At 58.3% G+C, this 24,981-nt stretch carries 28 protein-coding genes and 1 other RNA gene; 12 read left to right on the forward strand and 17 right to left on the reverse strand.

Translation table 11 applies throughout. The annotated features are described in order from the left end of the window. The first annotated feature begins 47 nt into the window (after positions 1 to 47). Together choW and choV are read left to right on the forward strand one after the other, a co-directional pair. Entirely contained in the window at positions 48 to 884 is an 837-nt protein-coding gene (gene choW, locus QWY83_RS07400) for a choline ABC transporter permease subunit (RefSeq protein ID WP_105236322.1), read from the forward strand. Next, complete coding sequence (gene choV / locus QWY83_RS07405; RefSeq protein ID WP_249945451.1) at positions 884 to 1,897, forward strand: choline ABC transporter ATP-binding protein; 1,014 nt, start codon at positions 884 to 886, stop codon at positions 1,895 to 1,897. Before choW ends, choV begins: the two co-directional genes overlap by 1 nt. A 51-nt stretch (positions 1,898 to 1,948) precedes the next feature. Here the strand turns inward: choV and QWY83_RS07410 are convergent, their stop codons facing one another. Both QWY83_RS07410 and QWY83_RS07415 read right to left on the reverse strand, forming a co-directional pair. Beyond that, the gene (locus QWY83_RS07410) at positions 1,949 to 2,857 is read right to left on the reverse strand and encodes a DMT family transporter (RefSeq protein WP_245918130.1); all 909 of its coding nucleotides are present in this window, start codon (positions 2,855 to 2,857) and stop codon (positions 1,949 to 1,951) included. A gap of 45 nt (positions 2,858 to 2,902) precedes the next feature. Beyond that, positions 2,903 to 3,505, reverse strand: coding sequence for a LysE/ArgO family amino acid transporter (locus QWY83_RS07415; protein ID WP_249945450.1), 603 nt, complete (start codon positions 3,503 to 3,505; stop codon positions 2,903 to 2,905). Between the two features lie 69 nt (positions 3,506 to 3,574). Between QWY83_RS07415 and QWY83_RS07420 the strand changes: the two genes are divergently transcribed. After that, positions 3,575 to 4,438 (forward strand): LysR family transcriptional regulator ArgP, encoded by an 864-nt coding sequence (locus QWY83_RS07420; RefSeq protein ID WP_249945449.1) that lies wholly within the window; start codon positions 3,575 to 3,577, stop codon positions 4,436 to 4,438. A 48-nt stretch (positions 4,439 to 4,486) separates the two neighbouring features. Here QWY83_RS07420 and QWY83_RS07425 read toward each other — a convergent pair whose 3' ends face one another. The 5 genes from QWY83_RS07425 to mgtE form a co-directional block, all read right to left on the reverse strand. Further along, positions 4,487 to 5,230, reverse strand: coding sequence for a YebC/PmpR family DNA-binding transcriptional regulator (locus tag QWY83_RS07425; protein ID WP_067546034.1), 744 nt, complete (start codon positions 5,228 to 5,230; stop codon positions 4,487 to 4,489). 69 nt (positions 5,231 to 5,299) lie between these two features. Next, positions 5,300 to 7,081 (reverse strand): SLC13 family permease, encoded by a 1,782-nt coding sequence (locus tag QWY83_RS07430; RefSeq protein ID WP_105234736.1) that lies wholly within the window; start codon positions 7,079 to 7,081, stop codon positions 5,300 to 5,302. A gap of 62 nt (positions 7,082 to 7,143) precedes the next feature. Next, positions 7,144 to 7,968, reverse strand: coding sequence for a TIGR00282 family metallophosphoesterase (locus tag QWY83_RS07435; protein ID WP_249945448.1), 825 nt, complete (start codon positions 7,966 to 7,968; stop codon positions 7,144 to 7,146). A gap of 124 nt (positions 7,969 to 8,092) precedes the next feature. Next, positions 8,093 to 8,647: a 5-formyltetrahydrofolate cyclo-ligase gene (locus tag QWY83_RS07440; RefSeq protein WP_249945447.1), complete on the reverse strand. Its 555-nt coding sequence runs from the start codon at positions 8,645 to 8,647 to the stop codon at positions 8,093 to 8,095. Next, positions 8,644 to 10,017 (reverse strand): magnesium transporter, encoded by a 1,374-nt coding sequence (gene mgtE / locus QWY83_RS07445; RefSeq protein WP_249945446.1) that lies wholly within the window; start codon positions 10,015 to 10,017, stop codon positions 8,644 to 8,646. Before mgtE ends, QWY83_RS07440 begins: the two co-directional genes overlap by 4 nt. 109 nt (positions 10,018 to 10,126) lie before the next feature. On the opposite strand from mgtE, the gene guaD reads away from it, so the two are divergent. Continuing rightward, positions 10,127 to 11,413 carry a guanine deaminase gene (gene guaD, locus QWY83_RS07450; protein WP_249945445.1) on the forward strand — a complete coding sequence of 429 codons (1,287 nt, stop codon included), beginning with the start codon at positions 10,127 to 10,129 and terminating at the stop codon, positions 11,411 to 11,413. Here guaD and QWY83_RS07455 read toward each other — a convergent pair. From QWY83_RS07455 to QWY83_RS07475, 5 genes are all read right to left on the reverse strand, one after another. Further along, positions 11,410 to 11,889, reverse strand: a complete 480-nt coding sequence (locus QWY83_RS07455; protein WP_067546051.1) for a CAP domain-containing protein — start codon at positions 11,887 to 11,889, stop codon at positions 11,410 to 11,412. The genes guaD and QWY83_RS07455 overlap by 4 nt on opposite strands. A 25-nt stretch (positions 11,890 to 11,914) precedes the next feature. Next, positions 11,915 to 13,246 carry an 8-oxoguanine deaminase gene (locus tag QWY83_RS07460; protein WP_249945444.1) on the reverse strand — a complete coding sequence of 444 codons (1,332 nt, stop codon included), beginning with the start codon at positions 13,244 to 13,246 and terminating at the stop codon, positions 11,915 to 11,917. Between the two features lie 58 nt (positions 13,247 to 13,304). Continuing rightward, positions 13,305 to 13,616: a hypothetical protein gene (locus tag QWY83_RS07465; protein WP_249945443.1), complete on the reverse strand. Its 312-nt coding sequence runs from the start codon at positions 13,614 to 13,616 to the stop codon at positions 13,305 to 13,307. 150 nt (positions 13,617 to 13,766) lie between these two features. Next, on the reverse strand, positions 13,767 to 14,504 hold the full coding sequence (locus QWY83_RS07470; RefSeq protein ID WP_105234729.1) for a Bax inhibitor-1/YccA family protein: 738 nt from the start codon (positions 14,502 to 14,504) through the stop codon (positions 13,767 to 13,769). 93 nt (positions 14,505 to 14,597) lie between these two features. Further along, a complete protein-coding gene (locus QWY83_RS07475; RefSeq protein ID WP_249945442.1) occupies positions 14,598 to 14,825 on the reverse strand; it encodes a DUF1127 domain-containing protein in 228 nt (75 codons plus the stop codon). Positions 14,826 to 14,938: 113 nt separating this feature from the next. On the opposite strand from QWY83_RS07475, the gene QWY83_RS07480 reads away from it, so the two are divergent. Then, a complete protein-coding gene (locus QWY83_RS07480; RefSeq protein ID WP_105234727.1) occupies positions 14,939 to 15,796 on the forward strand; it encodes a LysR family transcriptional regulator in 858 nt (285 codons plus the stop codon). Here the strand turns inward: QWY83_RS07480 and QWY83_RS07485 are convergent. Next, positions 15,786 to 16,742 carry an NADPH:quinone oxidoreductase family protein gene (locus QWY83_RS07485; RefSeq protein WP_249945441.1) on the reverse strand — a complete coding sequence of 319 codons (957 nt, stop codon included), beginning with the start codon at positions 16,740 to 16,742 and terminating at the stop codon, positions 15,786 to 15,788. The genes QWY83_RS07480 and QWY83_RS07485 overlap by 11 nt on opposite strands. A gap of 271 nt (positions 16,743 to 17,013) precedes the next feature. Here QWY83_RS07485 and QWY83_RS07490 point away from each other — a divergent pair, with 271 nt between their 5' ends. Together QWY83_RS07490 and hisN are read left to right on the forward strand one after the other, a co-directional pair. Further along, positions 17,014 to 17,382 carry a helix-turn-helix domain-containing protein gene (locus tag QWY83_RS07490; RefSeq protein ID WP_067546062.1) on the forward strand — a complete coding sequence of 123 codons (369 nt, stop codon included), beginning with the start codon at positions 17,014 to 17,016 and terminating at the stop codon, positions 17,380 to 17,382. 59 nt (positions 17,383 to 17,441) lie between these two features. Beyond that, positions 17,442 to 18,254, forward strand: coding sequence for a histidinol-phosphatase (gene hisN / locus QWY83_RS07495; RefSeq protein WP_249945440.1), 813 nt, complete (start codon positions 17,442 to 17,444; stop codon positions 18,252 to 18,254). Here hisN and QWY83_RS07500 read toward each other — a convergent pair. The 3 genes from QWY83_RS07500 to rnpB form a co-directional block, all read right to left on the reverse strand. After that, the gene (locus tag QWY83_RS07500) at positions 18,251 to 18,751 is read right to left on the reverse strand and encodes a GNAT family N-acetyltransferase (RefSeq protein WP_249945439.1); all 501 of its coding nucleotides are present in this window, start codon (positions 18,749 to 18,751) and stop codon (positions 18,251 to 18,253) included. The two genes, hisN and QWY83_RS07500, sit on opposite strands and share 4 nt — an antisense overlap. Before the next feature lie 77 nt (positions 18,752 to 18,828). Further along, on the reverse strand, positions 18,829 to 18,996 hold the full coding sequence (gene rpmG / locus QWY83_RS07505; protein ID WP_007814563.1) for a 50S ribosomal protein L33: 168 nt from the start codon (positions 18,994 to 18,996) through the stop codon (positions 18,829 to 18,831). A gap of 124 nt (positions 18,997 to 19,120) precedes the next feature. After that, positions 19,121 to 19,491: RNase P RNA component class A (gene rnpB, locus QWY83_RS07510), an RNA gene on the reverse strand. A 102-nt stretch (positions 19,492 to 19,593) separates the two neighbouring features. Between rnpB and QWY83_RS07515 the strand changes: the two genes are divergently transcribed. The 5 genes from QWY83_RS07515 to QWY83_RS07535 all read left to right on the forward strand — a co-directional run bounded on the left by QWY83_RS07515 (position 19,594) and on the right by QWY83_RS07535 (position 24,372). Then, on the forward strand, positions 19,594 to 21,129 hold the full coding sequence (locus QWY83_RS07515) for an FAD-binding domain-containing protein (protein WP_249945438.1): 1,536 nt from the start codon (positions 19,594 to 19,596) through the stop codon (positions 21,127 to 21,129). A gap of 71 nt (positions 21,130 to 21,200) precedes the next feature. Continuing rightward, entirely contained in the window at positions 21,201 to 21,488 is a 288-nt protein-coding gene (gene gatC, locus QWY83_RS07520; protein WP_249945437.1) for an Asp-tRNA(Asn)/Glu-tRNA(Gln) amidotransferase subunit GatC, read from the forward strand. After that, the gene (gene gatA, locus QWY83_RS07525; RefSeq protein WP_249945436.1) at positions 21,488 to 22,966 is read left to right on the forward strand and encodes an Asp-tRNA(Asn)/Glu-tRNA(Gln) amidotransferase subunit GatA; all 1,479 of its coding nucleotides are present in this window, start codon (positions 21,488 to 21,490) and stop codon (positions 22,964 to 22,966) included. The genes gatC and gatA overlap by 1 nt, the downstream gene beginning before the upstream one ends. 33 nt (positions 22,967 to 22,999) lie before the next feature. Beyond that, a complete protein-coding gene (locus tag QWY83_RS07530) occupies positions 23,000 to 23,710 on the forward strand; it encodes a hypothetical protein (protein ID WP_249945435.1) in 711 nt (236 codons plus the stop codon). 8 nt (positions 23,711 to 23,718) lie between these two features. Then, positions 23,719 to 24,372, forward strand: a complete 654-nt coding sequence (locus QWY83_RS07535) for an N-acetylmuramoyl-L-alanine amidase (protein ID WP_249945434.1) — start codon at positions 23,719 to 23,721, stop codon at positions 24,370 to 24,372. Here QWY83_RS07535 and QWY83_RS07540 read toward each other — a convergent pair. Beyond that, complete coding sequence (locus QWY83_RS07540; protein WP_249945433.1) at positions 24,369 to 24,818, reverse strand: nucleoside deaminase; 450 nt, start codon at positions 24,816 to 24,818, stop codon at positions 24,369 to 24,371. The genes QWY83_RS07535 and QWY83_RS07540 overlap by 4 nt on opposite strands. Positions 24,819 to 24,981 lie beyond the last annotated feature (163 nt).

The following is a 24,981-nucleotide window of genomic DNA, read 5'->3' on the forward strand; positions in this document are numbered from 1 at the left end:
TTTTAAAGGAGGTTTGGGTGATTAGTTTAGGTGAGTTTTGGCAATCGATGGCGGACGGAGAGCTGGGCAGCAAAATCCCTGTGGGGAAAGCTGCAAAGACCGTTTTCGATTGGATGCAAGACAATTTCGAATTCGTATTTGATTGGATTTCTGCGGTGATGGAATGGCTGATCGACGCTATCCTTGCCGTTCTGGAATACCCGCACCCCATCGTGATCATCGGGGCCTTTATGGCGCTGACATGGGTGCTTCAACGTAACTGGAAAACCTGCGTGCTGATCGCTGTCGGGTTCCTCTTTATTCTGAACCAAGAATATTGGGACGAAACCCTTGAGAGCCTCACACTGGTCTTGTCGTCTTGCCTCGTCTGCATGGCGATTGGTGTGCCGCTCGGTATTTTTGCCGCTCACAACCCCAAAGCCTACCGGTTCATGACGCCAGTGCTCGACCTGATGCAGACACTTCCTGCGTTCGTCTATCTGATCCCCGCGATCGTGTTCTTTGGCATCGGCACCGTTCCGGGCCTCTTGGCGACCGTGATCTTTGTTCTGCCTGCCCCGATCCGTCTGACCCACCTTGGTATTTCGTCGACGCCGCAAGCGCTCCTCGAAGCGGCGCGTGCCTTTGGCGCGACCAACCGTCAAGTTCTGTGGAAGGTCGAACTCCCCTCTGCCCTGCCGCAGATTATGGCAGGTCTGAACCAAACCATCATGCTGTCGCTGTCGATGGTTGTTGTTGCCGCGCTCGTGGGCGCAAATGGTCTGGGCGTTCCAGTGCTGCGCGCGCTGGGTCAGGTGCGCACCGACCTCGGCTTTGAATCTGGGTTCGTGATCGTGGTCGTGGCCATCATCCTAGACCGCATGCTGCGGATGGAGCGTAAATAATGGCTAAAACCGCAGTAGAATTCGACAACGTATCCATCGTTTTCGGGGATCAACCCGACCGCGCCCTGCCCCTCATGGACGAAGGTCAGACCCGTGGTGACATTCAAGCGAGCACAGGTCAGGTCCTCGGCGTGCATAACTGCTCGCTCACGGTGGCTGAGGGGGAAATCCTCGTTCTGATGGGCCTCTCTGGCTCAGGTAAGTCCACGCTTTTGCGCGCTGTGAACGGGTTGAACCCCGTGGTGCGTGGCTGCGTTCGGGTGTCGGACGGCAATGGCCTCGTTGATGTGACCCACGCCAAACCCGCAGACCTGCGCCATATCCGCCAGACCCGCGTTGCGATGGTGTTCCAGCAATTCGGCCTTCTGCCGTGGCGGACCGTTCGTGAAAACGTCGGCCTCGGGCTAGAGCTCGCGGGGCAAACCCCTGCACAGCGTAAGGCTGCTGTCGATGCTCAGCTAGAGCTTGTCGGTCTGGCAGACTGGGCCGAACGCAAGGTGGGTGAATTATCGGGCGGTATGCAGCAGCGCGTCGGCCTCGCCCGTGCCTTTGCGACCGAAGCGCCGATCCTGTTGATGGACGAACCCTTCTCGGCACTCGATCCGCTGATCCGTGCGAAGTTGCAGGACGAACTCCTCGACCTGCAGGCCAAGCTGAAACGGACGATCATCTTTGTGTCGCACGACCTTGATGAAGCGTTCAAAATCGGCAACCGCATAGCCCTGATGGAAGGCGGCCGCATCGTTCAGATCGGCACCGCACGCGAGATCATCGCGAACCCTGTCGACGACTACGTTCAGGACTTTGTCGCGCATATGAACCCGCTCGGCGTTCTGACCGCGCGTGATGTGATGACCACTGGGTCGGGCGATGGCGTTAAGATCGACGCGGAACTGCCAATCCGTCAGATCATCGCACAGCTACAGACAGACAAGGTGCTGACGGTCGTTGAGAGTGGCACCCCCATCGGGCAAGTGACCGAAGCCTCGGTTCTGACGCGCCTCAGCCGCTAAGAGACTCTGCAAAACAGCAAAACGCCGGTCCCTTGGGCCGGCGTTTTTCGTTTAGACTTTGGTTTGGTTCACAACCGGTGTCACCTTGCGACGCAACTGCGCCTCCCGCCATGTCATATAGCTGATCGCCCCGATGATGAGCGCCCCACCCGCCAGAACAAAGGGATCAACCGCCTCACCAAAGAGAACCGCGCCAAAGATGCTTGCCCAGACAAGCTGGAGGAAGGTCACAGGTTGCGTGACCGTCATGGGCGCAGAGGCGAACGCCTTGGTCATGCAATAATGCGCAGCAGAGGCAAATACCGCCACGCCGCCCAGCCACATGACCTGATGCAGCTCTACGGGTTCCCAGACTACAAACGCAATCGGAGCCAGACAAATCGTCACCACGCCCGACAGCATCGCCACAACGACACCTGCAGGAGCGATCCCGCTAAGCTGTTTGGCCACGAGGTAAGACAGGCCAAATGACAGCGCCGCGCCCAACTGGGACAGGTGGCCGATTTGGATTTCACGCATACCAGGGCGGATTACGATCAACGCGCCGATCAGCGCCACGCCAATCGCCAACATCCGACGCCGCGCAAACCCCTCGCCCAAGAGGAGCGCCGCACCAACCGTCACTACAATCGGGTTGAGGTAACCAATCGCCGTAACCTCGGCCATCGGGATGCGGGCCATCGCAAAGAACCAAAGGATAATCGCGACCGTATGGAGCGCCCCGCGCAGACCAAAGAGCTGCCAAGCCCGCGCACCAATCCCGCCCCGAAGGTAAGGTCCGAGCGTTGGAACGAGGAACACAAAACTCCACGCGAAACGGATGAATGCGCTTTGTGCGGCGGGGAGGTCCTCGCCCAGATAGCGCACGATCACGTTCACCACGACAAAGCAAAAGCCAGTGGCGAGCATCCACAACACGCCCTGAACGGGCCGATCCTGAGAGGGTGATGAAACAGTCATTGCACCTTCATGAACCTGAGCGCTTGCCGCCGCAAGTGGATTTGATCACATTTCAGCGAAGACCAGAGTTGCAGCTACAGACCACATCAAAAGCCCCACGCAGGTATCGAGGATACGCCACGCGATGGGCCGTTCGAACACAGGTGCCAGTAGCCGCGCACCAAAGCCAAGCGTGGTGAAAAAGATCACAGATCCCGACATTGCACCCGCGCCAAAGACCCATTCGCGGCCTTCGAACTGCGCCGATAGGCTACCGATCAGGACCACCGTGTCGAGGTAGACATGCGGGTTCAGCCACGTAAACGCGAGGCAGGTCAGCATGACCTTGACCAGCGGAACACGGTCGCCTTCGCCTGCGGTCATGACCGCCCCTCCGCGCCATGCGGACAGGAACGACCGTGCGCCATACCATCCCAGAAACGCAACACCACCCCAACGCAGCAGCGGCATCAGCCACGGCAAGGCATCCACCGCCGCGCCGATCCCCGCAACACCCGCCGCGATCAACACAGCATCCGACAAAGCGCAGGTCGCAACCACCGCCAAGACATGTTCCCGCCGCAGTCCTTGCCGCAGCACAAAGGCATTCTGCGCCCCGATCACGAGGATGAGCGCGATACCTGTTCGAAGTCCGATCCAATATTCCATGGGGTTGACCTAGCGCGGCACAACAGGATTAATCAAATTAAATAAACTGAGTTAGAATTAGAGTTTCTAATGTATGATCCCGCTCAACTTTCCGCGCTTTCTGCCGTGATCCGACTTGGAGCCTTTGACGCGGCGGCCCATGCGTTGGGCGTCACGCCATCCGCGATTTCCCAACGGATCAAGGCACTTGAGGACCGTATTGGAACCACATTGATCCAACGCGGAACGCCCTGCACCGCGACGCCGACGGGCGCACGATTGGCGCGGCACTATGATGACCTCACGCTACTTGAGACGGCATTGGCGGCGGACATCGGGCAAACGGCGGCCCCTGCGCGGCTGCGGGTTGCGGTCAATGCGGATAGCCTTGCCACGTGGTTTTTGCCCGCTATTGCCGACCATCCCATACTGTTCGACCTTTTGATCGACGATCAGGATCACTCTGCCGATTGGCTGCGCAAAGGCGAAGTTTCTGCTGCCATCACAGGCGAGGCTGGCCCCGTTCAGGGCTGCGATAGCTTTGCCCTCGGTGCGTTGACCTACCGCGCAACCGCGAGCCCATCCTTTGTCCGTCAGCATTTTCCGAACGGCATTACGGCAGAGGCGCTGGCGACCGCCCCTGCCCTGACCTTCAACGCAAAGGACGCGCTGCAAAACCGCTGGGTCGAGATGATGGTCGGGAAACGGGTGCCGCTGAACACTCACCTTGTCCCATCGTCGAGCGCCTTTGTTGAGGCGAGCCTCTTGGGCATGGGGTGGGGTATGAACCCTGCGGCGTTGGTTGATAGGCTGATCGCAGAGGGTAAACTGGTCGATCTATCGCCAGAACGACCCCTTCTTACCCCGCTGCATTGGCAGGTTAACCGTCTGGTTGCGAAACCTCTGGCGGGGCTGACGGCTTCGATCCGCGCGGCGGCGAAACAAACGCTCTAAATGAAAACGGCGCCCGAAGGCGCCGTAAATCAGGGATGATCCCAAGGATTAGCCGAGCTGAGCCGCCACATCCTCTGGCACGTCAAAGTTCGCGGTGACGGTCTGAACGTCATCGTCGTCTTCGAGCGTGTCGATCAGCTTCATCAGCTTCTGAGCGGTTTCGAGATCCACATCGGTGCGGTTCTGCGGCTTCCAGATCAGTTTTGCTTCGGTTGCTTCGCCGAGTTCGGCTTCGAGAGCTTCGGACACCTCAGAGAGGTTTTCCATCGCGCAATAGACCCAGTGGCCGTCCTCATCGGATTCCACATCGTCAGCGCCCGCTTCGATTGCGGCCATCATCACGGTGTCCGCATCGCCAACGGATGCCGGATAGGTGATTTCGCCCACACGGTCGAACATGAAGGAAACCGAACCCGTGGTGCCGAGGTTTCCACCACCTTTGGTGAAGGTCGAACGCACGTTCGATGCGGTGCGGTTCACGTTGTCGGTCAGTGCCTCAACGATGATCGCGATACCGTTCGGGCCATAGCCTTCGTAACGGATTTCGGTGTAATCGTCGCCGTCACCCATCTGCGATTTCTTAATCGCGCGTTCGATCACGTCCTTAGGCATAGACTGCGATTTCGCAGCTTTGATCGCCAGACGCAGACGCGGGTTCTTATCGGGATCAGGGTCGCCCATCTTTGCGGCTACGGTGATCTCTTTGGAAAATTTGGAGAACATTTTGGACCGCGCAGCGTCTTGACGCCCTTTGCGGTGTTGGATGTTAGCCCATTTACTATGGCCGGCCATGGGGACCTCTTTTCAGTCTATCGGACAGTTCGCGTCTCTATATGTCAGTCGGGCGGCTGGCTGCAAGCCTCAGAGCGGCCAGATCAACGGGATGATGGCTGAACATAGGAACGCAAGCGATGCATTGAGCGGTACGCCGACCTTTAGGAAGTCCGAAAACTTATACCCACCTGGGCCGTAAACGAGCGTGTTGGTCTGGTATCCGATGGGTGTTGAAAAGCTCGCCGAGGCAGCGACCATGACCGCGACGACCAAGGGCCGAGGGTCCACACCAATCGCATTGGCAAGCCCTATCGCAATGGGCGTCATCACCACGCCGACCGCGTTGTTCGACACCAATTCGGTCAGAACCATCGACAGTGTGTAGACTGCAAAGACCACCACATAAGGCGGCAAGTCGGTCATGAACGGCGCTAGGCCATTACCGATCAGCGCCACAGCCCCCGAATGATCCAAGGCCGCGCCGACGGCAAGCATCCCAAAGATCAGCGCCAGTAGGCTACCATCCACATGCTCGAAAGCTTCTTCGGCATCGATACAGCCCGTGAGCAAAACCACAGCCACGGCCACAATCGCCAACAACAAAATCGGCGCCACATTGAACGCCGCCAAAATCACCACACCAAACATCGCAGCAATCGCAATCGGCGCATGGCTACGACGATAGGCACGGACCGAGGGTTTCGACACATCGCCAAGGCTCATATCAGCAGCAAGTTTCTGAATGTCCTCGGGCGCGCCTTCCAACAGGAGCGTATCCCCCACCCGCACAATCAAATCTTCGATCTGGTTGCCGATGTTTTTGTCACGACGATGCACAGCAAGCGGATAGACGCCATAGCGACGGCGCAAACGCATCTGGCCCAGCTTGCGCCCAACCATCCGCGATTCAGGGGTAATCAGCACTTCGACCGTGGTGGTTTCAATGGCAGACAACTGGTCCATCCGACGGAGTTCTTTGTTCCGCTGGAGGCCCAGCAGCTCTGCCATCGGTGTCCGCAGCACAACGCGGTCCCCGACTTGAAGTGTCACCCCTGTCAGATCGCGCCGCAGCGACTGGTCGCCACGCACTACGTCAATCAACCGCACGCCTTCGCGTTTGAACAACTGAACGTCGAGCACTTCACGACCAATAAGGTTCGATTCAGGTGGAATGACCGCTTCGGTAAAGAACCGCATGCGCGACCGATCTGACAAAAGCGAAGCCATGCTCGTGCGATCAGGCAGCAGCTTACGCCCGAAAATCAAAAGATAAGCCATCGTCCAAAGCGAGATCACGATACCAATAGGCGTGATTTCAAAGATCGAAAACGGCTCCATCCCAGACTGACGGGCTACACCATCCACCAACAGGTTGGTCGATGTACCGATCAGCGTCATCGTGCCGCCCACAATCGCGCCATAGGACAAGGGGATCAGCAACTTCGAGGCAGAGACACCCAAGGTCCGCGACAGCTGCACAAAAACGGGCAACATCACAACGACCACAGGGGTGTTATTCACAAAGGCCGAGGAAACGATGACAAAGCCCATCAACCCCGCCAGCGCCAATTTGGGGCGCTCCTCAGCATGAGCTTGCGCAAATTCCGTCATCCGCGCGAGGGCACCTGTCCTCACCAACGCTCCCATAACGATAAACATCGCCGCAATGGTCCAAGGTGCAGGGTTCGACAACGACGACACCGCCACGTCATAGGGCAAAATGCCCAAAGCCAACATGATCGCAACGCCTGTGATCGCCACAACTTCGGTCGGGTAGGTTTCCCGCAGGAACATGACGAACATGCCGACAACGATCATCAACGCGACGATGGCCTGACCTGTCTGCGACAGGTGTATTAGGTCGACCATGAAATTCCCCAAGCTATTGGCACTCTATAGTTGCCGCGCCGCATGTTCGGACGCAAGCCCCCTCAACTCAAAGGCGACGGGCCACTTTGTGACAATCGGCCTCCATGGCGGACCATTTCCACGCGGGTTGCTTTGCCTGTGCGGTCATCGGTTTCCACATATAGGCCCGATACCGTCACATCGCCCATCGCGGGTTCAAAACGGTTCTTCGCCATGCCCGTGATAAACCGACGCAGTGGTTCCGACTTGGTCATACCAATCACGCTGTCATAATCGCCGCACATCCCCGCATCCGACTGAAACGCCGTGCCCGCTGGCAAAATCTGCGCGTCGCCGGTCGGCACGTGCGTGTGCGTCCCCACAACAACCGAAGCCTTCCCATCGCAAAAGTGACCCATCGCCATTTTCTCTGATGTCGCCTCGCAGTGCACATCCACCAAGGTCGCCTGCACCAACCCACCCAAGGGAAACTGACGCAGCACCTGATCCACGGCAGAGAACGGGTCATCAAACGGGCGCTTCATGAACACCTGACCCAGCACTTGCGTCACAAGTACCTTCTGCCCCCGCCGCGCCGTAAACACCCGCGCCCCTTTGCCTGGTGCCACCTTGGAGAAATTCAACGGACGAATGATCCGCGGCTCTTGCTCGCAAAAGGCCATCATGTCCTTTTGGTCAAAGGCGTGATCGCCCAAGGTGATCACATCTGCGCCCGCGTCCAGCAACATCTTGGCGTGTTCGCCCGACAATCCCATGCCGCGCGTTGCGTTTTCGCCGTTCACCACAACGAAATCGAGCCCCCACGCGTCCCGCATTTTCGGGATCGCATCCACCACAGCCGCGCGTCCGCCACGACCCATTACATCGCCAAGAAAGAGTATTTTCATGAAATACCTCTAGGCCCGTGCCAATAAATGCGCAACCTCCGCCGCTCTCTGCGCTGCCTTTGTGCTTCAAATATCCCGGGGGTGAATGGGCCAAAGGCCCAGAGGGGGCAGCGCCCCCTGCCCTTTACCCGACCTCGATCACACCGTTTTCGGTCACGATCAGGTTCAATGGCTGGTCTACGGGTTCGAGTGGGATATTGGCATCCTCTTGGGCACTATAGGCAAACCCAATCGCCAGCGTTGCGCGTTTGGCACGCAGCTGCTCTAGCGTGCGATCATAGAAACCACCGCCATACCCCAGACGACCGCCTGTCCGCGAAAACGCGACGAGGGGCACGATGAGGATCTCTGGCTCGATCCAGTCGCCGCTTTCGGGGATCATTGCGCCGAACTCTCCCGCGATAAGGGCGCAGTCTGGTTCCCACTGGCGGAACTTGAGCGGCGTTGCAGCCCCCATGATCACAGGCACCCCGACAGGGCCGTGCGCTGCGGCCTCGGCCATTGCGGGCAGCGGATCAATCTCGGTCCGCATCGGCATGTAACCCGCGAGCGGCACGCCACGATACCCCGCGAGGACCTCTGACAGATGCGCGGATGTGCCAATGCCCGCTTGATGAGCCTCTTTGCGGCGGGCAAAGGCGGCAACGCGGGCCGCAGCCTTCTGTTCATCAAGCGTCATAGGAGCATCCATCCAGCCAAGCCAAGGAAAGCAAAGAACCCGACGACATCTGTCACCGTGGTCACAAAGGCACCAGAGGCCAGTGCAGGGTCGACACCAGCACGTTCGAGCGCGACAGGCACCATCGTGCCAGCAAGCCCAGCGACCACAAGGTTGATAACCATCGCCAGCGCGAGGACCACACCCAGCATAGGCGTGCCGAACCAGACGTAACCGACCAAGCCCATGAGCACCGCAAAGACCAATCCGTTCAAAAGACCGACCATCATCTCTTTGCGGATCACGCGCCAGACGTTCGATCCTGTCAGGTCGCGTGTCGCCATCGCACGCACCGCAACGGTCAACGATTGTGTGCCCGCATTGCCGCCCATCGACGCCACAATCGGCATCAACACAGCCAAAGCCACGAGCCCCGAAATCGTCGTCTCAAACAGGCTGATCACCATGGATGCGAGGATCGCCGTCACGAGGTTCACGCCGAGCCACGGAAGGCGCTGGCGCGTGGTCTCGAGCACGCTGTCCGACAGGCTACCTTCGCCCACACCCGCAAGACGCAGGATGTCTTCTTCGTGTTCTTCGTCCAGAAGGGTCATCGCGTCGTCGATGGTAATCACACCGACGAGACGGTCATCTTCGTCCACGACAGGCGCCGAAATGAGGTGGTAGTGGTTGAACGCATGGGCCACATCCGCCGCCGTATCGTTCACGTCAAAGACGCGGAAACTTTCCTCGCAAATGTCACGCAGCTTGGCGCTGCGGGGAGAAGACAGGATACGGCCAAGGGTCGCATAGGCCACGGGTTTGATCTTGGGATCAACCAACACGACATGGTAAAACTGATCCGGCAGATCGATACCCGACCGCATGAAATCAATCGTTTCACCAACCGTCCAATGTTCGGGCGCACGGACGATCTCCACCTGCATGTGGCGGCCAGCGGATTCTTCGGGATAAGCGAGCGCCTTTTCGACAACGACCCGTTCTGGTCCCTCAAGAACATCCAGAACCGCTTCTTGTTGGTCCTCATCGAGGTATTCAACAAGGTCAACAACGTCATCGGATTCGAGTTCACGGAAAGCTTCAGCCAATTCCGCAGGCGCGAGGCTTTCGATGATCTCTTCGCGGATACCTTCGTCAAGTTCGGACAGGATTTCCCCATCCATCCCGCCCTTCCAGACATCCAGCAGGTCCCGCCGTTCGCGCGGCGAGATCTGCTCGATCACATGGGCGATGTCCGCAGGGTGCAAGGGATCGAGCAGGAAATCGACCTGCTCGGCATCGCCCGCATCAACAGCCTCAAGAACCCCGTCAACGAGACTTTCTGTGACACCAAATGCCTCTTCTTCGTGGTCTTCGATCAGCTCGGCCATAACGCCCCCGTTTGTTGCCCCCAAAATACGTATTTGCCGTGCGGTCACAACACATAGAGGCTGCTTTTCTGCGATTTACGCAAAGGTTTGATCAGATTAGCATGACAGTATGACAAAACATCTCCTCATCGGGCAAACGCTCTCCTATTCGGGCAATCCTTTTTCCTCAGCGTGGGAAGAAGTTAGCCATCATTCTTCTCGCGGAGCGGTGCTGATCGACGGCGATACAATCGCTGCCGTGGGCGAAGCAGATGACCTGCGCTGCGCCCATCCCGACGTGCCCGTGACTGATTATGGCGATGCGTTGATCACCGCAGGTTTTGTTGATGCCCATATGCACTACCCCCAAACGGGCATTATCGCGTCTTGGGGCAAACAGCTGATTGATTGGCTGAACACTTACACCTTCCCTGAAGAATCGCGGTTCCATGATTTGGCTTATGCAGAGGAGGTCGCGGGACGGACGCTCGACCTCGCCTTGGCGCATGGGACGACGACCCTGACGAGCTTTTGCACCATCCATCCAGAATCGGTGGATGCGTTTTTCGGGGCGGCGACGGCACGCGGGATGGCGGTTGTTGCGGGCAAGACCTGCATGGACCGCAACGCACCAGACACGCTGCGCGATACGGCGCAGTCCGCTTATGACGACAGCAAGCGATTGCTGGAAAAATGGCACGGCGTCGGGCGCAACACCTATGCGATCACGCCACGGTTTTCGCCAACCTCGACCCCTGAACAGCTAGAGGCGCTGGGTGCCCTGTGGGCCAAACACCCTGATTGCCTGATGCAAACACACCTGAGCGAACAGCTCCCCGAGATTGAGTGGGTGAAATCGCTCTTTCCTGAATGCCGCGATTATCTGGACACCTACGAACGGTTCGGACTGCTGGGCAAAGGTGGCCTTTATGGTCACGCGATCCACCTGACTGAGCGTGAGATTGCCCGTTTGTCCGAGGTCGGCGCCTCAGTAGTGCATTGTCCGACATCCAACACCTTTATCGGGTCTGGCCTGTTCGACCTAATGGGCCTTGCGCAATCGACGATCCGTATTGGACTTGCCACGGACACAGGCGGCGGGTCGAATTTCTCAATGCTGCGCACGATGGCTACGGCCTATGAGATTGCCCAATTGCGCGGAGTTGCCGTGCATCCTAGCCAGTTGATGTGGCTTGCAACCGAGGGGTCCGCCTCAGCCCTGCATATGTCGGGGCAAATCGGTCATTTGGGCATTGGCGCAAAAGCTGACATCACGGTGATTGATTTAGCCTCAACCCCTGTGATTACGCAGCGCAGCGCCCGCGCAAATGACATTTGGGACGCACTTTTCCCGACCATCATGATGGGTGATGATCGGGCCATTCGCGATGTTTGGGTGGCAGGTCGGGCCGTTTAACACGGCCCACCAAGCACCAGAACCCATTCGTTCTGATACCGACCAAGGCCAAACCGCGCGATCCCGTCGAGCAGCATATTCGCCCGATGCCCTGGCGATGAGAGCCACGCGTTGAACACCTCGGCCTCGGACCGCTGGCCCCATGCGATGTTTTCAGCGACATAGCCGGAACAATAGCCCTGCGCTTTGGCGCGATCCCAAGGCATAGACCCATCTGGCCCACGGTGTTCGTGCGAACCCGCCTCGACCAAGGTGCGCGCATAGGCATTGGCCGTCGCTGTCAGTACCGCGTTTTCCTCAACCGGACCCAGCCCGTTCTGTGCCCGAAAATCCACCAGCATTTTGCCAAAGCCCGTGGTCGCGGGGGTGATGGTGATACTGCTCATGTCAGGTGTCGCAGGGCCGAGCGGGATCGGCACCACGACGCAGCCAGACAATGCGGCAATCGATGCAGCGGTGAGTAATGTGTAACGCATGGCAATGCCCCCAAAGCCGTTTCGTTTATTGTATAAGCGCCTTTGCCAAACGGTTTTGCCGTCCGATCATCTGCTCAAGGTCAATCGACACCAAATGGCCGCCCTGAACAATCTGACGCCCTTCTACAAAGAGTTCCTTAACACGAGTTGGCCCTGCAAGCAAAATCGCAGCCTTATCCCAGCTGCCTGCGGCCTCAATCCCGTTCATGTCCCAGATCGCAATGTCGGCCCGTTTACCAACCGCGATTTGACCGCAGTCGTGACGGCCCAGAACCTCTGCACCGCCGCGTGTCGCGATCCACAGCGCCTCGCGCGATGACATAGCGTCTGCCCCGCGTGCAACTCGTTGGAGGAGCATCGCCTGACGCGCCTCGGCAATCAGATTGCCCGCATCGTTGCTCGCCGATCCATCAACGCCAAGACCGACAGGCACGCCCGCGTCCCGCATATCGCGGAGCGGTGCGATCCCAGACCCAAGGCGACAGTTAGAACAGGGGCAATGGGCGACGCCTGTGCGTGAACGGGCGAACATATCAATTTCGGACCCGTCGAGCTTCACACAATGCGCGTGCCATACGTCCGATCCGGTCCAGCCGAGGTCTTCGGCATATTGCCCCGGACGGCAGCCAAACATTTCGAGGCTATAGGCAATGTCCTCATCATTTTCGGCAAGGTGCGTGTGCAGCATCACGCCCTTATCCCGCGCAAGGATCGCCGCGTCCCGCATCAGATCACGCGTCACCGAGAACGGCGAACAGGGTGCAATCCCCACACGAACCATCGCCCCGTCGCGGGCATCATGAAAGGCGTCCACAACGCGAATGCAGTCCTCTAGGATCGCGGGTTCTTGTTCCACAAGGCTATCGGGCGGCAGGCCACCGTTGCTTTCGCCAATGCTCATCGCACCACGTGTCGGGTGGAACCGCATCCCGATGTCTTGGGCCGCTGCGATGGTGTCATCCAACCGCGACCCGTTCGGATAAAGATAGAGGTGATCCGAGGTCAGCGTGCAGCCCGAGAGCGCCAGTTCCGCAAGGCCAATAGAGGCCGAAACATACATTTCCTCTGGGCCGAACCGCGACCAAATCGGATAGAGCGTTTTCAGCCACCCAAAGAGCAACGCATCCTGTCCACCAGGCACTGCGCGGGTCAGCGTTTGATAAAGGTGGTGGTGCGTGTTCACCAAACCGGGCGTCAGAAGGCATCCCTCTGCATGGACGACCTTTGCGTCCCCTTGCGGCAGATCGGGACCAACTGCGGTGATCACACCGCCATCGATCAAAACATCGCCCGTAAATTCACGCGCATCATCATCCATCGTCAGGATGGTTGCGCCTTTGATCAGTGTTTGTGTCATGTTTGTCCCGTCTGGAGTGTCCGCCTTAGTCTACAGTGCTTTGGCAGACCCGTCAGTCTTAAAGAGCAACGGGCGCGTTCTGGCGTTCATATTTGAACACTGAGATCGTCGAGTATTTTTCGACCTTGCAGGTAAAGCTGTGCCTCAGTTGTTCAATCAGCGCGTCGCCATAGCGGGTGAACTTGTTCATGTCATTCACCGAGGCGCAGCGAACTTGGAGAATAATGCTGCCTTCTGCGTCAAAGAGGATTTCTGCGGTCAGGATTGGTAGACGATCACCGTCTTTTTCCAAGGATTCTGTAAAGAACGCAGCCGCGAGTTTTGACGTCGGCTGGGACCCAAATTTGATGGCATAAATTCTGTAAAACATCGTGCCGCGCGAGCCCTTGACTGGTGATCTGTTACCATCAACGACTCTTCAACCTGAATTTGCACCACGTTTAACCAAATGATCGTGGGACCTATCCAAACGAAAAGGCCGCCCTGAGGCGGCCTTTGAGTGTTTTGTGTTCAGGTGCGATTAATCGCGATTGCCGAAAAGTTGCAGCAAGAACATGAACATGTTGATGAAGTCGAGATAGAGGTTCAGCGCACCCATGATAGCGGCTTTCCCTAGCCATTCCTGATCCATCGCATACGCGTGCTGGATGTAATCGTTTTTAATCTTCTGGGTGTCATATGCAGTCAGACCAGCAAAGATCAGAACGCCGAGGATCGACACTGCGTATGCAATCGCAGGCGACTGCAGGAACATATTGACGATCATCGCGACCAAAAGGCCGATCACACCCATCACAAGGAACGAGCCCATACCGCTCAGGTCTTTTTTGGTGGTGTAACCAACCAGCGACAGACCCGCAAAGGCGATCGACGTGATCAAGAAAACCTGCGCGATCGATACGCCTGTGAAGGCCATAAAGATCCACGACATCGACAGGCCCATGACGGATGCGTAGGCGTAGAAGTAAAGCTGCGCACCCGCAGCCGACAGGCGATTCAACGCAGCGCCAAAGAAGAACACCATGCCCAGCGGCGCGAACATAACGATCCAGCCCAGAATGTTGGGCTGCAGGGTCCGCGGGTCACGCAGGATCGAGAAGAGCGCATCGCTCGTCCCGAAGGCCCAAGCAACGATAAAGGTCAGCAGGGTGCCGACAGACATCGTCGCATAGACTTTGTTCATGTGGGTACGAAGACCCTCGTCAATGGCAGCGGTGCGGACACCGGCATTGGCGCGCATCGTGCGGAAATCAGCCATAAAATCCTCCAAGAGTAGCTGTGGTGGTGCCCCAATGGGGCTTTGGTATCCATATTGGCATGGAGGTGCGAGGATTCAAGGCTTTATGCCCGATCAAAATGTCGAACGTGTCCAATGATCTTGCGCGTCCCAAACGGAGCGCTCTGCTTCGGCCATCGCGTCCTGACGCGTCACACCAATATCGGCCAGCATATGATCATCGAGAGCACTGAGCTGGCGACGACTCCGTCGCAGACCAATGGCATGGAGGATCGCGCTCCAGAACCGACGGAAGGCAGGGCGGTTATCTGCGAGGGCGGGGTTACAGCACAGGTCAGACATGTCATTTCCTTTCGTGATACAAACATGGGGTTTATCATTTTCCTTGATACTGCACGCCAGAATTGCATAATGAAAATGAATGTATTTGAAGCAAATCATCACGGATTGTGATCATGGCCCGAAATCTCGACCTGACTGCCCTACGCGCCTTTGCCACCGTTGCAGAAACAGGCGGTGTGACCCGTGCGGCGACCCTGCTGAACCTGACGCAATCGGCCGTGTCGATGCAGCTCAAACGGCTTGAGGAAAATCTGGGCCTCTCGCTCTTGGATCGGTCAGAGCGCACCATTCGCCCGACCTCCGAAGGCGAACAACTGCTCGGCTATGCGCGAAAGATGCTCGACCTGAATGACGAAGCCTTGGGCCGTTTGACGGCTGATAGCTACGAGGGAGAGATCACCTTGGGCGTGCCGCATGATATCGTCTACCCTGTGCTACCGCCTGTTCTGCGCCAGTTTTCGATGGATTTCCCACGGATGCAGGTGCGACTGATTTCGTCCTACACAAAACAGATGAAAGAGCAGTTCGAACGGCACGAGATCGACGTGCTGTTGACCACCGAATACGGAACGCCCGAAGATGCAACGCTGTTGCGGTCAGTGCCTCTGGTCTGGATTGGCGCGCCCGAGGGGACTGCCTATCGCAATCGACCACTACGGTTGGCACACGAGGCCCATTGCATTTTCCGCCAAATCGCCCAGCGCAGTTTGGACGAGGCAAACCTACCTTGGCAGATGGCACTCGACACAGATTCTACGCGGACCGCAGAGGCGACGGTCGCCGCCGACCTCGCCATTCATACGATGCTCAAAGGGACGGAGCCGCCGCAACTGGCAGAGATCGACCACAATGGCGCCCTGCCCGATCTGCCTGTGACGAACATCAACCTCTACATTCAAAAGGGTCGCAATTCGCCAGTGATCCCCAGCCTCGCGGACCTTCTGACCAAGGCCTACAGCGTCACGGCGTAATCACGACCTTGCCTGTCGATTTGCGAGAGGCGAGCAGGTCTATCCCCTCCGCCGCTTGATCGAGGGGGAGGACATGGCTCACATGTGGCTTTAGCCGCCCCTGCGCATACCAGTCGAGCAACTCGGCGAGGCTTTCGGTCAGAGCCTCAGGCGCAAATTTCAGATAGCCACCCCAATAGACGCCAATCACATCGACGTTTTTGACCAAGAGGTGATTGGCGGGCACTTGCGGCACGTCCCCACTGGCGAATCCGATCGCCAAGAGACGAGCCTCGCGCTTGGCGGCCTTGAGCGCGGCGGTAAAGCTTTCGCCCCCAACCGCGTCATAGGCCACATCAATACCGCCCAGCGCCTTTAGCTCTGCCGCCAGATCGGCGTCCGCGTCGATCAGGTGATCCGCGCCCGCCGCCTTTGCCACCGCCAGCTTATCGGCCCCACGCGCCACAGCAATCACCCGCGCACCGAGTTGTTTGCCAATTTCGACCGCCGTTAGACCGACGCCCCCTGCAGCGCCCAAGACAACGAGCGTCTCACCCGCCTTTAGCCGTCCCCGCCGCGTGAGCGCGAGGTGCGAGGTGCCATAGGCGACCATGAATCCTGCCGCCTGTTCCGAGGGCATCGCATCGGGCACGGCGATACAACGGCCCGCAGGAAATACGCCGTGTTCCGCCAGACCGCCCTGCCCGCCAAAGACGGCCACGCGTTGGCCGACCTCTGGCCAGGTGACACCCTCACCCTGCGCCGTCACCACACCGCAGACCTCAAGCCCCAGAGTGAACGGCGGTTTTGGCGTGTCCTGATATTTGCCCTTGGTCATGAGCATGTCGGCGAAATTCAACCCACAGGCTTCTATCCGCAAAGAGACCTCTCCAGCCGCTGGTTGCGGCACGTCGATCTCGACCAACTGGGCGGGGCTGTCAAAATCGACGACTTGAAAGGCTTTCATACGGCGGGACTCCTTGAAGTTAACGGCTTTTTCCATAGCCTAAAGGATCAAATCCTTCTCGCCAACATGTGCGTTGGTGTGGACTATCGCACAGTCACTGAGCGAAAGAGCGATACAACCTGTCCTAAAGGTCAGGTTCAAAACGCAACCGTTACGTGTTTACTATCAGGCGTCAAAACAAAAAATCGTCGCGCACGAAAACGGCCTTCGACTGTTGATGGGGCAACAGTGCGAAGTGTGAGTGCTAGGCGAAAACCCGAGAGGAAACCCTATGAGCCATCCCGTTGATATCCATGTCGGTAAACGCGTCCGGCATCGTCGTTGGATGATCGGCACCACGCAGCAGCAGCTTGCCGAAAAAGTCGGCATCAAGTTCCAGCAGATCCAGAAGTACGAAACCGGTATGAACCGCGTTTCCGCATCCCGTCTTTGGGACATCGCCCATGCGCTGGGCGTCGATGTGTCGTTCTTCTTTGAAGGTCTGGAAAGCAATGCTCCGGTCTCTGAAGGCAACATGCCCAACGACATTCTATCGGACAAAGAAGCATTGGAACTTCTGCGGTCGTACTATGCGATTCCCGAAGCACAGCGCCGTCGTTTGTTCGATCTGGCCCGCGTCCTGAGCGACGCTGCCGCCTGAGCACTTGACCGATAGGCGCACCCCGCGTTACCGCAGCAGCGGAACAAAGGGGACGCGTCATGTCGAATACTATTGATACAGCTACTATGGGCGATCTTATCAGGGTCGCCCATTTGCTTGCCGATGCTGCGCGTCCCGAAACCCTGCGATACTTCCGCAGCGCAGGGCTGGATGCCGACAACAAACGTCCCGCCGATTTTGATCCCGTGACCGAAGGCGACCGCGCCGCAGAACGTGCAATGCGCGATGTATTGGCACGCGAACGCCCCGATGATGCGATCTTTGGCGAGGAATACGGCAAAAAGGACGGCACCACGGGGCTGACTTGGGTTCTGGATCCGATTGACGGCACGCGGGGCTATTTGTCAGGCACGCCGACGTGGGGCGTTTTGATCGCCGTGGGACCGGAGAGCGGCCCTGTGGTTGGCGTGATCGATCAGCCCTATATCGGCGAGCGTTTTATCGGTGCACCGACACTGGCCGAAGTGACAGGCCCTATGGGCACCTCTGCACTGTCGACCCGCTCTGCCCGTCCGCTGGCAGAGGCGATCGTCTTTACCACCTTCCCAGAGGTTGGCAGCACTGACGAGCGCGACGGGTTCACCGCTGTCGCATCAAAGGCGCGATTGGTCCGCTATGGCTGCGATTGCTATGCTTACGCTCTGCTCGCCGCAGGTCAGATTGATCTGGTGATTGAGGCGGGCCTACAGCCCTATGACATCCAAGCGCCTATCGCCGTGATTCAAGCCGCTGGTGGCGTTGTCACCGATTGGCAGGGCAACCCTGCGCATAACGGCGGCCGTGTGATTGCTGCGGCAAATGCAGAGATCCATGCAGAGGCGCTGGCGATCCTCAAAAACATCGCGGGCTAAAAATCAAGCTTCAGCCAAATCACGGGAAACAGAATCGATCCATCCCCACTGAGGTCGAGCATATCGTCGCCTGAAAGAACAAAACCTTTGTTCCGGAAGAACCCGACAGAGTTGCGCGTAGCAGGCCCGTAGAGCCCCTTGAGGCCTGCAAGCCTGCTTGCCGCTATGATCTGGTTGAACACTTCAGAGGCACAGCCGTGCCGCACGTGGTCTGGATCAGCGACAAGCATCCTGACGGTGCCATAGCCTTTGGGCATCTTTGACGTATCAGGCCCTTCACGCGACCACCCGCCAGCGGCGTAGATCGCACCATCCTGTTCGTAAACGTAATACTGTCCGCGGATGATCAGATCGACGGGCGGCCTCGCCATATAGGGCACAGCCTGTTCGATAAGGGACGGCGCATAATCGTCCGTCAGAAGAAGATTAAAGCTACGATTACAAAGCTGCGTGATCGCGGCGAGGTCCGATAGGACCGATTCACGGACAATACCCATAATAGAACGATACAACGAAAAAGGCCGCGCTGGTGTCGCGCGGCCTACAATCGATGTCGATTAGACAAAGGGTAAGATTACTTAATCTTACCTTCTTTGTATTCGACGTGCTTGCGAACAACCGGGTCGTACTTACGGACAACCATTTTCTCGGTCATTGTGCGTGCGTTTTTCTTAGTAACGTAGAAGTGGCCAGTACCCGCGGTGGAGTTCAGGCGGATTTTGATAGTGGTCGGCTTCGCCATGTCTCATCTCTCCTGATCGCGGGCCGTTATTAGAACGGCACATCGCGTGAATTCGTATGAAGCCCGCCTTTTACAGCCGCCCGCCCCCGAGTCAACCGCAATTGTAATGGGAAACGTAAAGATTATGCGCGGACGGCCTATAAGCCGGATTTTGTCCAAGGGTTTCCCCTCTGGATGACCATTCATCTAGACGATCTGTTACCAGACCGCCTCTAGCTGCCAACCCGGACCTCTCGGGGTTAGGCGTCCCTGCCCCATAAGAGGCGCGAGGTCCCTATTTGGCATTGCACCCGGTGGGGCTTGCCGTGCCGGTCCTGTTGCCAGTCCCGCGGTGGGCTCTTACCCCACCGTTTCACCTTTTCCCTGCATGCAGGGTAGTCTGTTCTCTGTGGCGCTTTCCCTGGGGTTACCCCCGCCGGGCGTTACCCGGCACCGTGCCTTCTGGTGTCCGGACTTTCCTCGGACCCAAAGGCCCGCGGTCATCCAGCCATCCGCGCGGCGTCGTCGCTATGCGGTTCTGCGCCATCGGTCAACGGGAAAGGTTGTTTAGCGCGCGCCAAAGACTAGCTCTGCGCTCTAAGCAACAGAAGTCTAGCGATGAAAACAGCAGTTCATGTCGTTTGGTTCAAACGCGACTTGCGGGTCGAAGATCACGCCCCGCTGTATGCGGCATCGCAGCTTAGCTTGCCCGTCGTGCCGCTGTACATCGTCGAGCCTGACCTATGGCGCCAACCCGACGCATCTCGCCGACACTGGCACTTTGTCAACGACTGCCTGAGCGAACTGAACGAACATCTCACCGTGCTCGGCCAGCCGCTGATCATTCGGATCGGATCAGCGGTCGACGTCTTAGCCCAATTGCACGCCAAACATGGCATCGCGCGGATTTCATGTCATGAGGAGAGCGGGAATGACTGGACCTATCGGCGTGACCGAGCCGTGATCCGCTTTTGCCGTTCTCAGGGGATTACCCTGCAAGAGATGCCATCGAATGGCGTAGTTCGCCGACTCGCCTCACGCGACGATTGGGCTGCGATCCGCAACCGCCGTATGGCCGATAAAATCATCCCAAAGCCGAAGCGCCTTGCGCCTGCACCATATGTGCACTCATCACCTTTGCCTAAAAAAGACGACCCAATGTTCGGTCCGCCCCTAAGCGGTAGAACACAAATTGGCGGTCGTCGTGCCGCCGTCGCGGACCTGAGATCATTTCTGACAAACAGGTCACGCGGTTATTTGCGCAATATCTCTTCCCCCCTTGTGTCGGACTATCATTGCTCTCGCATGTCGGCGCATCTTGCGTGGGGTACGATGTCGGTTCGCGAGGTCGTCCAATCCATCGGCAAACGGCGCAACCAACTCACCACGGCTGATACGGCGTCTTTTGGTCGAAATCTCTCCGCCTTTGGATCGCGGCTCGCGTGGCGGTGTCATTTCGTCCAGAAAATCGAGGACCAGCCCTCGATTGAGACACACTGTATGCATCCTGCGTTCGAAGCGCTTGACCGACACGACGCCAGCCATCCCCATTTCGCAGCTTGGGCCGAAGGACGCACCGGTTTCCCCTTTGTCGATGCCTGCATGCGGAATTTGACGGCAACAGGCTGGATCACCTTTCGCATGAGGGCGATGTTGGTCAGTTTTGCCAGCTACCAACTCTGGCTCGACTGGAGGGTTACGGGACAACATCTCGCGCGTCTGTTTACCGACTATGAGCCGGGGATTCACTACAGCCAACTGCAGATGCAATCGGGGGTTACGGGGATCAATACGATGCGGGTCTATAACCCCATCAAACAGTCCCAAGAGCACGACCCAGAGGGTCGCTTTATTCGAAAATGGGTTCCTGAATTGGCTCACCTTCCACGCGAAGCAATTCATACCCCATTGACGTGGGAAAAAACGTTTCTAGATCGGTCGGATTTTGTACTGGGCCGCGATTACCCAATGCCGATTGTCGATCTTGCGTCGGCAACCAAATCCGCCAAAGACAAGATCACGTCGATCAAACGCGGCATGGGGTTCAGCGATGTGGCGCGGGGGGTGCACCAAAAGCTAGGTAGTCGGAAGCGCCCAACGACCTGCCGAAAAACGGCAAAACGCGCAAACCCTGACCAACTTAGCCTGTTCTAAGCCCCGAGAGCCTTGCGGGTTCTGGCCTGCGGCGTTAAACGCGACAACGACCCAAATATTCGGAGAGGCCCATGTCGATCGACACGGATACCGCCCGCCGCGTGGCCAAACTGGCCCGCATCAAGGTGGAAGAAGACGCACTGCCCGCACTGGCGCAAGAATTCAGCGCCATCCTCGGCTTTATCGAGCAACTGGAAGAAGTGGATGTAGACGGCATCGAACCGATGACCTCTGTCACGCCACAACGCCTGAAACGCCGCGACGACGTCGTGACCGATGGCAACCAGCAGCCAGCCGTGCTGAAAAACGCGCCCGATGCGCGTGAAGGGTTCTTTGCTGTGCCGAAGGTGGTGGAATAATGACCGATCTGAACAAACTCACCATCGCCGAGGCGCGTGATGCGCTGAAAAAAGGCGAAACGACCTCTGTCGCTCTGACCGAAGCCTGTCTGGCTGCCATCGACGCCCAAGGCGTTCTGAACGCTGTGGTTCACAAGACCCCAGAACTGGCGATGGAACAGGCCAAAGCAGCGGATGCGCGCGGTTACGCGGACGCCCCTGCCCTGTCGGGTATCCCTCTCGGGATCAAAGACCTGTTCTGCGTCAAAGGTGTCGACACCCAAGCGGCGTCGGACATCCTGAAAGGTTTCAAACCCGAATACGACAGCACCGTCACAACCAAGCTGTTTGAAAACGGCGCGGTTATGCTCGGCAAGACGAACATGGACGAATTCGCCATGGGTTCGTCGAACGAACATTCGGCTTACGGCCCGTCCGTGAACCCGTGGAAGGTCGATGACCGTCAACTGACACCGGGTGGGTCCTCGGGTGGTTCGGCGTCGGCTGTTGCCGCTGACCTTTGCATCGGTGCGATCGGCACTGACACAGGTGGTTCGATCCGTCAGCCTGCGGCCTTCACTGGTACCGTCGGTATCCGCCCAACCTACGGCCGTGTGTCGCGCTATGGCATCGTCGCCTATGCGTCCTCGCTGGACCAAGCTGGCCCGATGACCAAAACCGTCCGCGATACCGCGATCATGCTGACCGCCATGTCGGGCCACGACATGCGCGACAGCACCAGCGCCGATATCGCCGTTCCTGATTTCGAAGCCGCCCTCACAGGCGACATCAAAGGCAAGACCATCGGTATTCCGCGTGAATACCGTCTGGACGGCCTGAACGCTGAGATTGCAGGTCTTTGGGACAAAGGGGCAGACATGCTCCGCGACGCAGGCGCTAAGGTCGTTGACGTGAGCCTGCCGCACACCAAATACGCGCTGCCTGCCTATTACGTGATTGCCCCTGCAGAGGCCTCGTCGAACCTCGCTCGCTATGACGGCGTGCGGTTTGGTCACCGCGCCACGCTCGGCGCTGGCGACGGCATCAACGAGATGTACGAGAAAACCCGCGCTGAAGGGTTTGGCGCCGAAGTGCAGCGCCGCATCATGGTCGGCACCTATGTGCTCTCAGCTGGTTTCTACGACGCCTACTACAACCGCGCCCGCAAGGTCCGCACCCTGATCAAGCGCGACTTTGAAAACGTGTTTGCAAGCGGCGTTGACGCGATCCTCGCCCCGACCACCCCATCGCCCGCCTTTGGCATCGGCGAAGTGTCGGATGCTGATCCAGTGCAGATGTATCTCAACGACGTGTTCACCGTAACGTTGAACCTCGCGGGTCTTCCGGGTGTGTCCGTGCCTGCGGGTCTGGATACCAATGGCCTGCCGCTTGGCCTGCAGCTGATCGGCAAACCGTGGGAAGAGGCTGATCTGCTGAACATCGCCTATTCTCTCGAAGGGTCCACTGGATTTGTAGCCAAGCCACAGAAGTGGTGGTAAACGGCGGTAAATCTGGGATTAGAGGTTCACGGTATGCGTGTGAATAAACTGTGGTTGGTTGGATCGGCACTTTCGGTGCTTGTCGCATGTGGAGAGACCGTTCCGGCCAGCAATGGTCCCGGTTTTGGTGATCCGCTAGATTGGCAGCGTGAAAACGCGCTGACAGGTGCGCCTGTGCAGTCGACAACGCTGTCGTCGACCACCAACACGTCCCAAGCAATCCCGACGGGTCAGCTGATCTCTGCTGGTATTCTGCCTGAAACCTCTGGTGACGGCACTGCCACCTATGTGCGCAGCACAGGTGTTGAGGCCTCGCCGAGCAACGCAGCCCCGACCCTGATCGGTGCAAACCTATCGGACGAACAAGATTTCCAAGCCGTCTCTGCCCGTGAAACCATTCAGTCCGACGCAGAGCGCCGTGCAGCTCTGGCCTCGCAATACGAAGTGGTGCAGCCAACTGCGCTGCCGACCCGTGTCGCCTCTGGCCCGAACATCGTGGAATACGCGCTCACTGCGCCCAACACCAAAGGTCAGGAATGGTATAGCCGTTTCATGCTCTCTGGCGAAGGTCGGTTCCTGCGCAACTGCGCCAAATACGCCAGCGCAGATGAGGCACAGCGTGACTTCCTCGCCCGTGGTGGCCCTGACCGCGATCCGCGCGGGCTCGATCCTGATGGCGACGGCTTTGCCTGTGGCTGGGATCCGGCCCCCTATATCGCCGCAGCTCGTTCGAGCGGCAACTGATCCGCAAGGTGACATCCCCCAATTTCGGGCCGCGACGTGACAACGCGCGGCCCGACCTCGTTGTGATCCACTACACCGCGATGGCCGATTGCGATGCGGCAGAACGGGTGCTGTGTTCCCCGGAATACGAAGTCTCCGCCCACTACCTCATCACGACCCAAGGCGAGGTGATCCAACTCGTCGATGAGGCAGACCGCGCATGGCACGCAGGCGCTGGCGCATGGGGGAGCGTCACGGATGTGAACTCTCGGTCCATCGGGATCGAACTCTCCAATATCGGCACGGCCCCCTTTGCCGCCGCCCAAATGGATGCGCTCGAAACCCTGCTCAGCGGTATCATGGAGCGTTGGGCGATCCCGCCCGAACGGGTGATCGGCCACTCTGACCTCGCCCCTGGCCGCAAAATCGATCCGGGTGCACGGTTCGATTGGACCCGCCTTGCCCGTCAGGGTCTCGCTATTCGCGCCACGGCCACGCCAACAGCCCCAGTAAACCCCGCCACCTTCGACGCGCTCCTGACGACGATCGGCTATCCACAAGTGCCTGCTGATACGCGCCTCTCGGCTTTCCGCCTGCGCCACAGGCAACATCACACAGGACCGCTCGACGGAACGGACATGGCACTAGCGCTCGATCTGGCGAAACGGTTCCCTGCGGCCTAACGCTTTGCTGCAAAAAACGATTTGAGCATCTCTTCGGCCTCACGCGCCGCGATGCCATCGTAGACCTCAGGCGCATGATGACACTGAGAATGTGAAAACACCCGCGGCCCCTGCGCCACACCACCTGATTTCGGATCCGCCGCCCCATAATAAAGCCGCCCGATCCGCGCAAAAGAAATGACCGCCGCACACATCGGGCACGGCTCTAACGTGACGTAGAGGTCATGCCCCACCAAACGCTCGCTCCCCAATGCGGCACATGCCTCGCGGATCGCCAGCGTTTCCGCATGGGCCGTGGGGTCCGACAATTCACGCGTCCTATTCCCCGCCCGCGCCACGACCGATCCATCAGGTGCAACAATTACCGCGCCCACGGGAACCTCACCGCGCGTGGCGGCCAATCGCGCCTCGTCTAGCGCCTGATCCATGTAGCTCGTGAATGTCATTCCTTCTTTTGTGCCGCCACAGCCCAATGCGCAAGCCCCCTGCCTTTGTGCCGCAAATATCCCGGGGGGTCTAAGGGGGGCGGCGCCCCCCTTGCCCGATCAGTATTTTCGTACCTGCCCTTCAGGGATGATTGCGCCGCAGCCCGCTTAGGCGCTATGGGAC

The organism is Marivivens donghaensis, assembly GCF_030410045.1.
Classification (GTDB): domain Bacteria; phylum Pseudomonadota; class Alphaproteobacteria; order Rhodobacterales; family Rhodobacteraceae; genus Marivivens; species Marivivens donghaensis.

Excerpts from the sequence above, each read along its gene's own strand:
- choW (WP_105236322.1), top strand. The coding sequence starts at position 48 with ATGGCGGACGGAGAGCTGGGCAGCAAAATCCCTGTGGGGAAAGCTGCA.
- choV (WP_249945451.1), top strand. The coding sequence starts at position 884 with ATGGCTAAAACCGCAGTAGAATTCGACAACGTATCCATCGTTTTCGGG.
- QWY83_RS07410 (WP_245918130.1), bottom strand. The coding sequence starts at position 2,857 with ATGACTGTTTCATCACCCTCTCAGGATCGGCCCGTTCAGGGCGTGTTG.
- QWY83_RS07415 (WP_249945450.1), bottom strand. The coding sequence starts at position 3,505 with ATGGAATATTGGATCGGACTTCGAACAGGTATCGCGCTCATCCTCGTG.
- QWY83_RS07420 (WP_249945449.1), top strand. The coding sequence starts at position 3,575 with ATGTATGATCCCGCTCAACTTTCCGCGCTTTCTGCCGTGATCCGACTT.
- QWY83_RS07425 (WP_067546034.1), bottom strand. The coding sequence starts at position 5,230 with ATGGCCGGCCATAGTAAATGGGCTAACATCCAACACCGCAAAGGGCGT.
- QWY83_RS07430 (WP_105234736.1), bottom strand. The coding sequence starts at position 7,081 with ATGGTCGACCTAATACACCTGTCGCAGACAGGTCAGGCCATCGTCGCG.
- QWY83_RS07435 (WP_249945448.1), bottom strand. The coding sequence starts at position 7,968 with ATGAAAATACTCTTTCTTGGCGATGTAATGGGTCGTGGCGGACGCGCG.
- QWY83_RS07440 (WP_249945447.1), bottom strand. The coding sequence starts at position 8,647 with ATGACGCTTGATGAACAGAAGGCTGCGGCCCGCGTTGCCGCCTTTGCC.
- mgtE (WP_249945446.1), bottom strand. The coding sequence starts at position 10,017 with ATGGCCGAGCTGATCGAAGACCACGAAGAAGAGGCATTTGGTGTCACA.
- guaD (WP_249945445.1), top strand. The coding sequence starts at position 10,127 with ATGACAAAACATCTCCTCATCGGGCAAACGCTCTCCTATTCGGGCAAT.
- QWY83_RS07455 (WP_067546051.1), bottom strand. The coding sequence starts at position 11,889 with ATGCGTTACACATTACTCACCGCTGCATCGATTGCCGCATTGTCTGGC.
- QWY83_RS07460 (WP_249945444.1), bottom strand. The coding sequence starts at position 13,246 with ATGACACAAACACTGATCAAAGGCGCAACCATCCTGACGATGGATGAT.
- QWY83_RS07465 (WP_249945443.1), bottom strand. The coding sequence starts at position 13,616 with ATGTTTTACAGAATTTATGCCATCAAATTTGGGTCCCAGCCGACGTCA.
- QWY83_RS07470 (WP_105234729.1), bottom strand. The coding sequence starts at position 14,504 with ATGGCTGATTTCCGCACGATGCGCGCCAATGCCGGTGTCCGCACCGCT.
- QWY83_RS07475 (WP_249945442.1), bottom strand. The coding sequence starts at position 14,825 with ATGTCTGACCTGTGCTGTAACCCCGCCCTCGCAGATAACCGCCCTGCC.
- QWY83_RS07480 (WP_105234727.1), top strand. The coding sequence starts at position 14,939 with ATGGCCCGAAATCTCGACCTGACTGCCCTACGCGCCTTTGCCACCGTT.
- QWY83_RS07485 (WP_249945441.1), bottom strand. The coding sequence starts at position 16,742 with ATGAAAGCCTTTCAAGTCGTCGATTTTGACAGCCCCGCCCAGTTGGTC.
- QWY83_RS07490 (WP_067546062.1), top strand. The coding sequence starts at position 17,014 with ATGAGCCATCCCGTTGATATCCATGTCGGTAAACGCGTCCGGCATCGT.
- hisN (WP_249945440.1), top strand. The coding sequence starts at position 17,442 with ATGTCGAATACTATTGATACAGCTACTATGGGCGATCTTATCAGGGTC.
- QWY83_RS07500 (WP_249945439.1), bottom strand. The coding sequence starts at position 18,751 with ATGGGTATTGTCCGTGAATCGGTCCTATCGGACCTCGCCGCGATCACG.
- rpmG (WP_007814563.1), bottom strand. The coding sequence starts at position 18,996 with ATGGCGAAGCCGACCACTATCAAAATCCGCCTGAACTCCACCGCGGGT.
- QWY83_RS07515 (WP_249945438.1), top strand. The coding sequence starts at position 19,594 with ATGAAAACAGCAGTTCATGTCGTTTGGTTCAAACGCGACTTGCGGGTC.
- gatC (WP_249945437.1), top strand. The coding sequence starts at position 21,201 with ATGTCGATCGACACGGATACCGCCCGCCGCGTGGCCAAACTGGCCCGC.
- gatA (WP_249945436.1), top strand. The coding sequence starts at position 21,488 with ATGACCGATCTGAACAAACTCACCATCGCCGAGGCGCGTGATGCGCTG.
- QWY83_RS07530 (WP_249945435.1), top strand. The coding sequence starts at position 23,000 with ATGCGTGTGAATAAACTGTGGTTGGTTGGATCGGCACTTTCGGTGCTT.
- QWY83_RS07540 (WP_249945433.1), bottom strand. The coding sequence starts at position 24,818 with ATGACATTCACGAGCTACATGGATCAGGCGCTAGACGAGGCGCGATTG.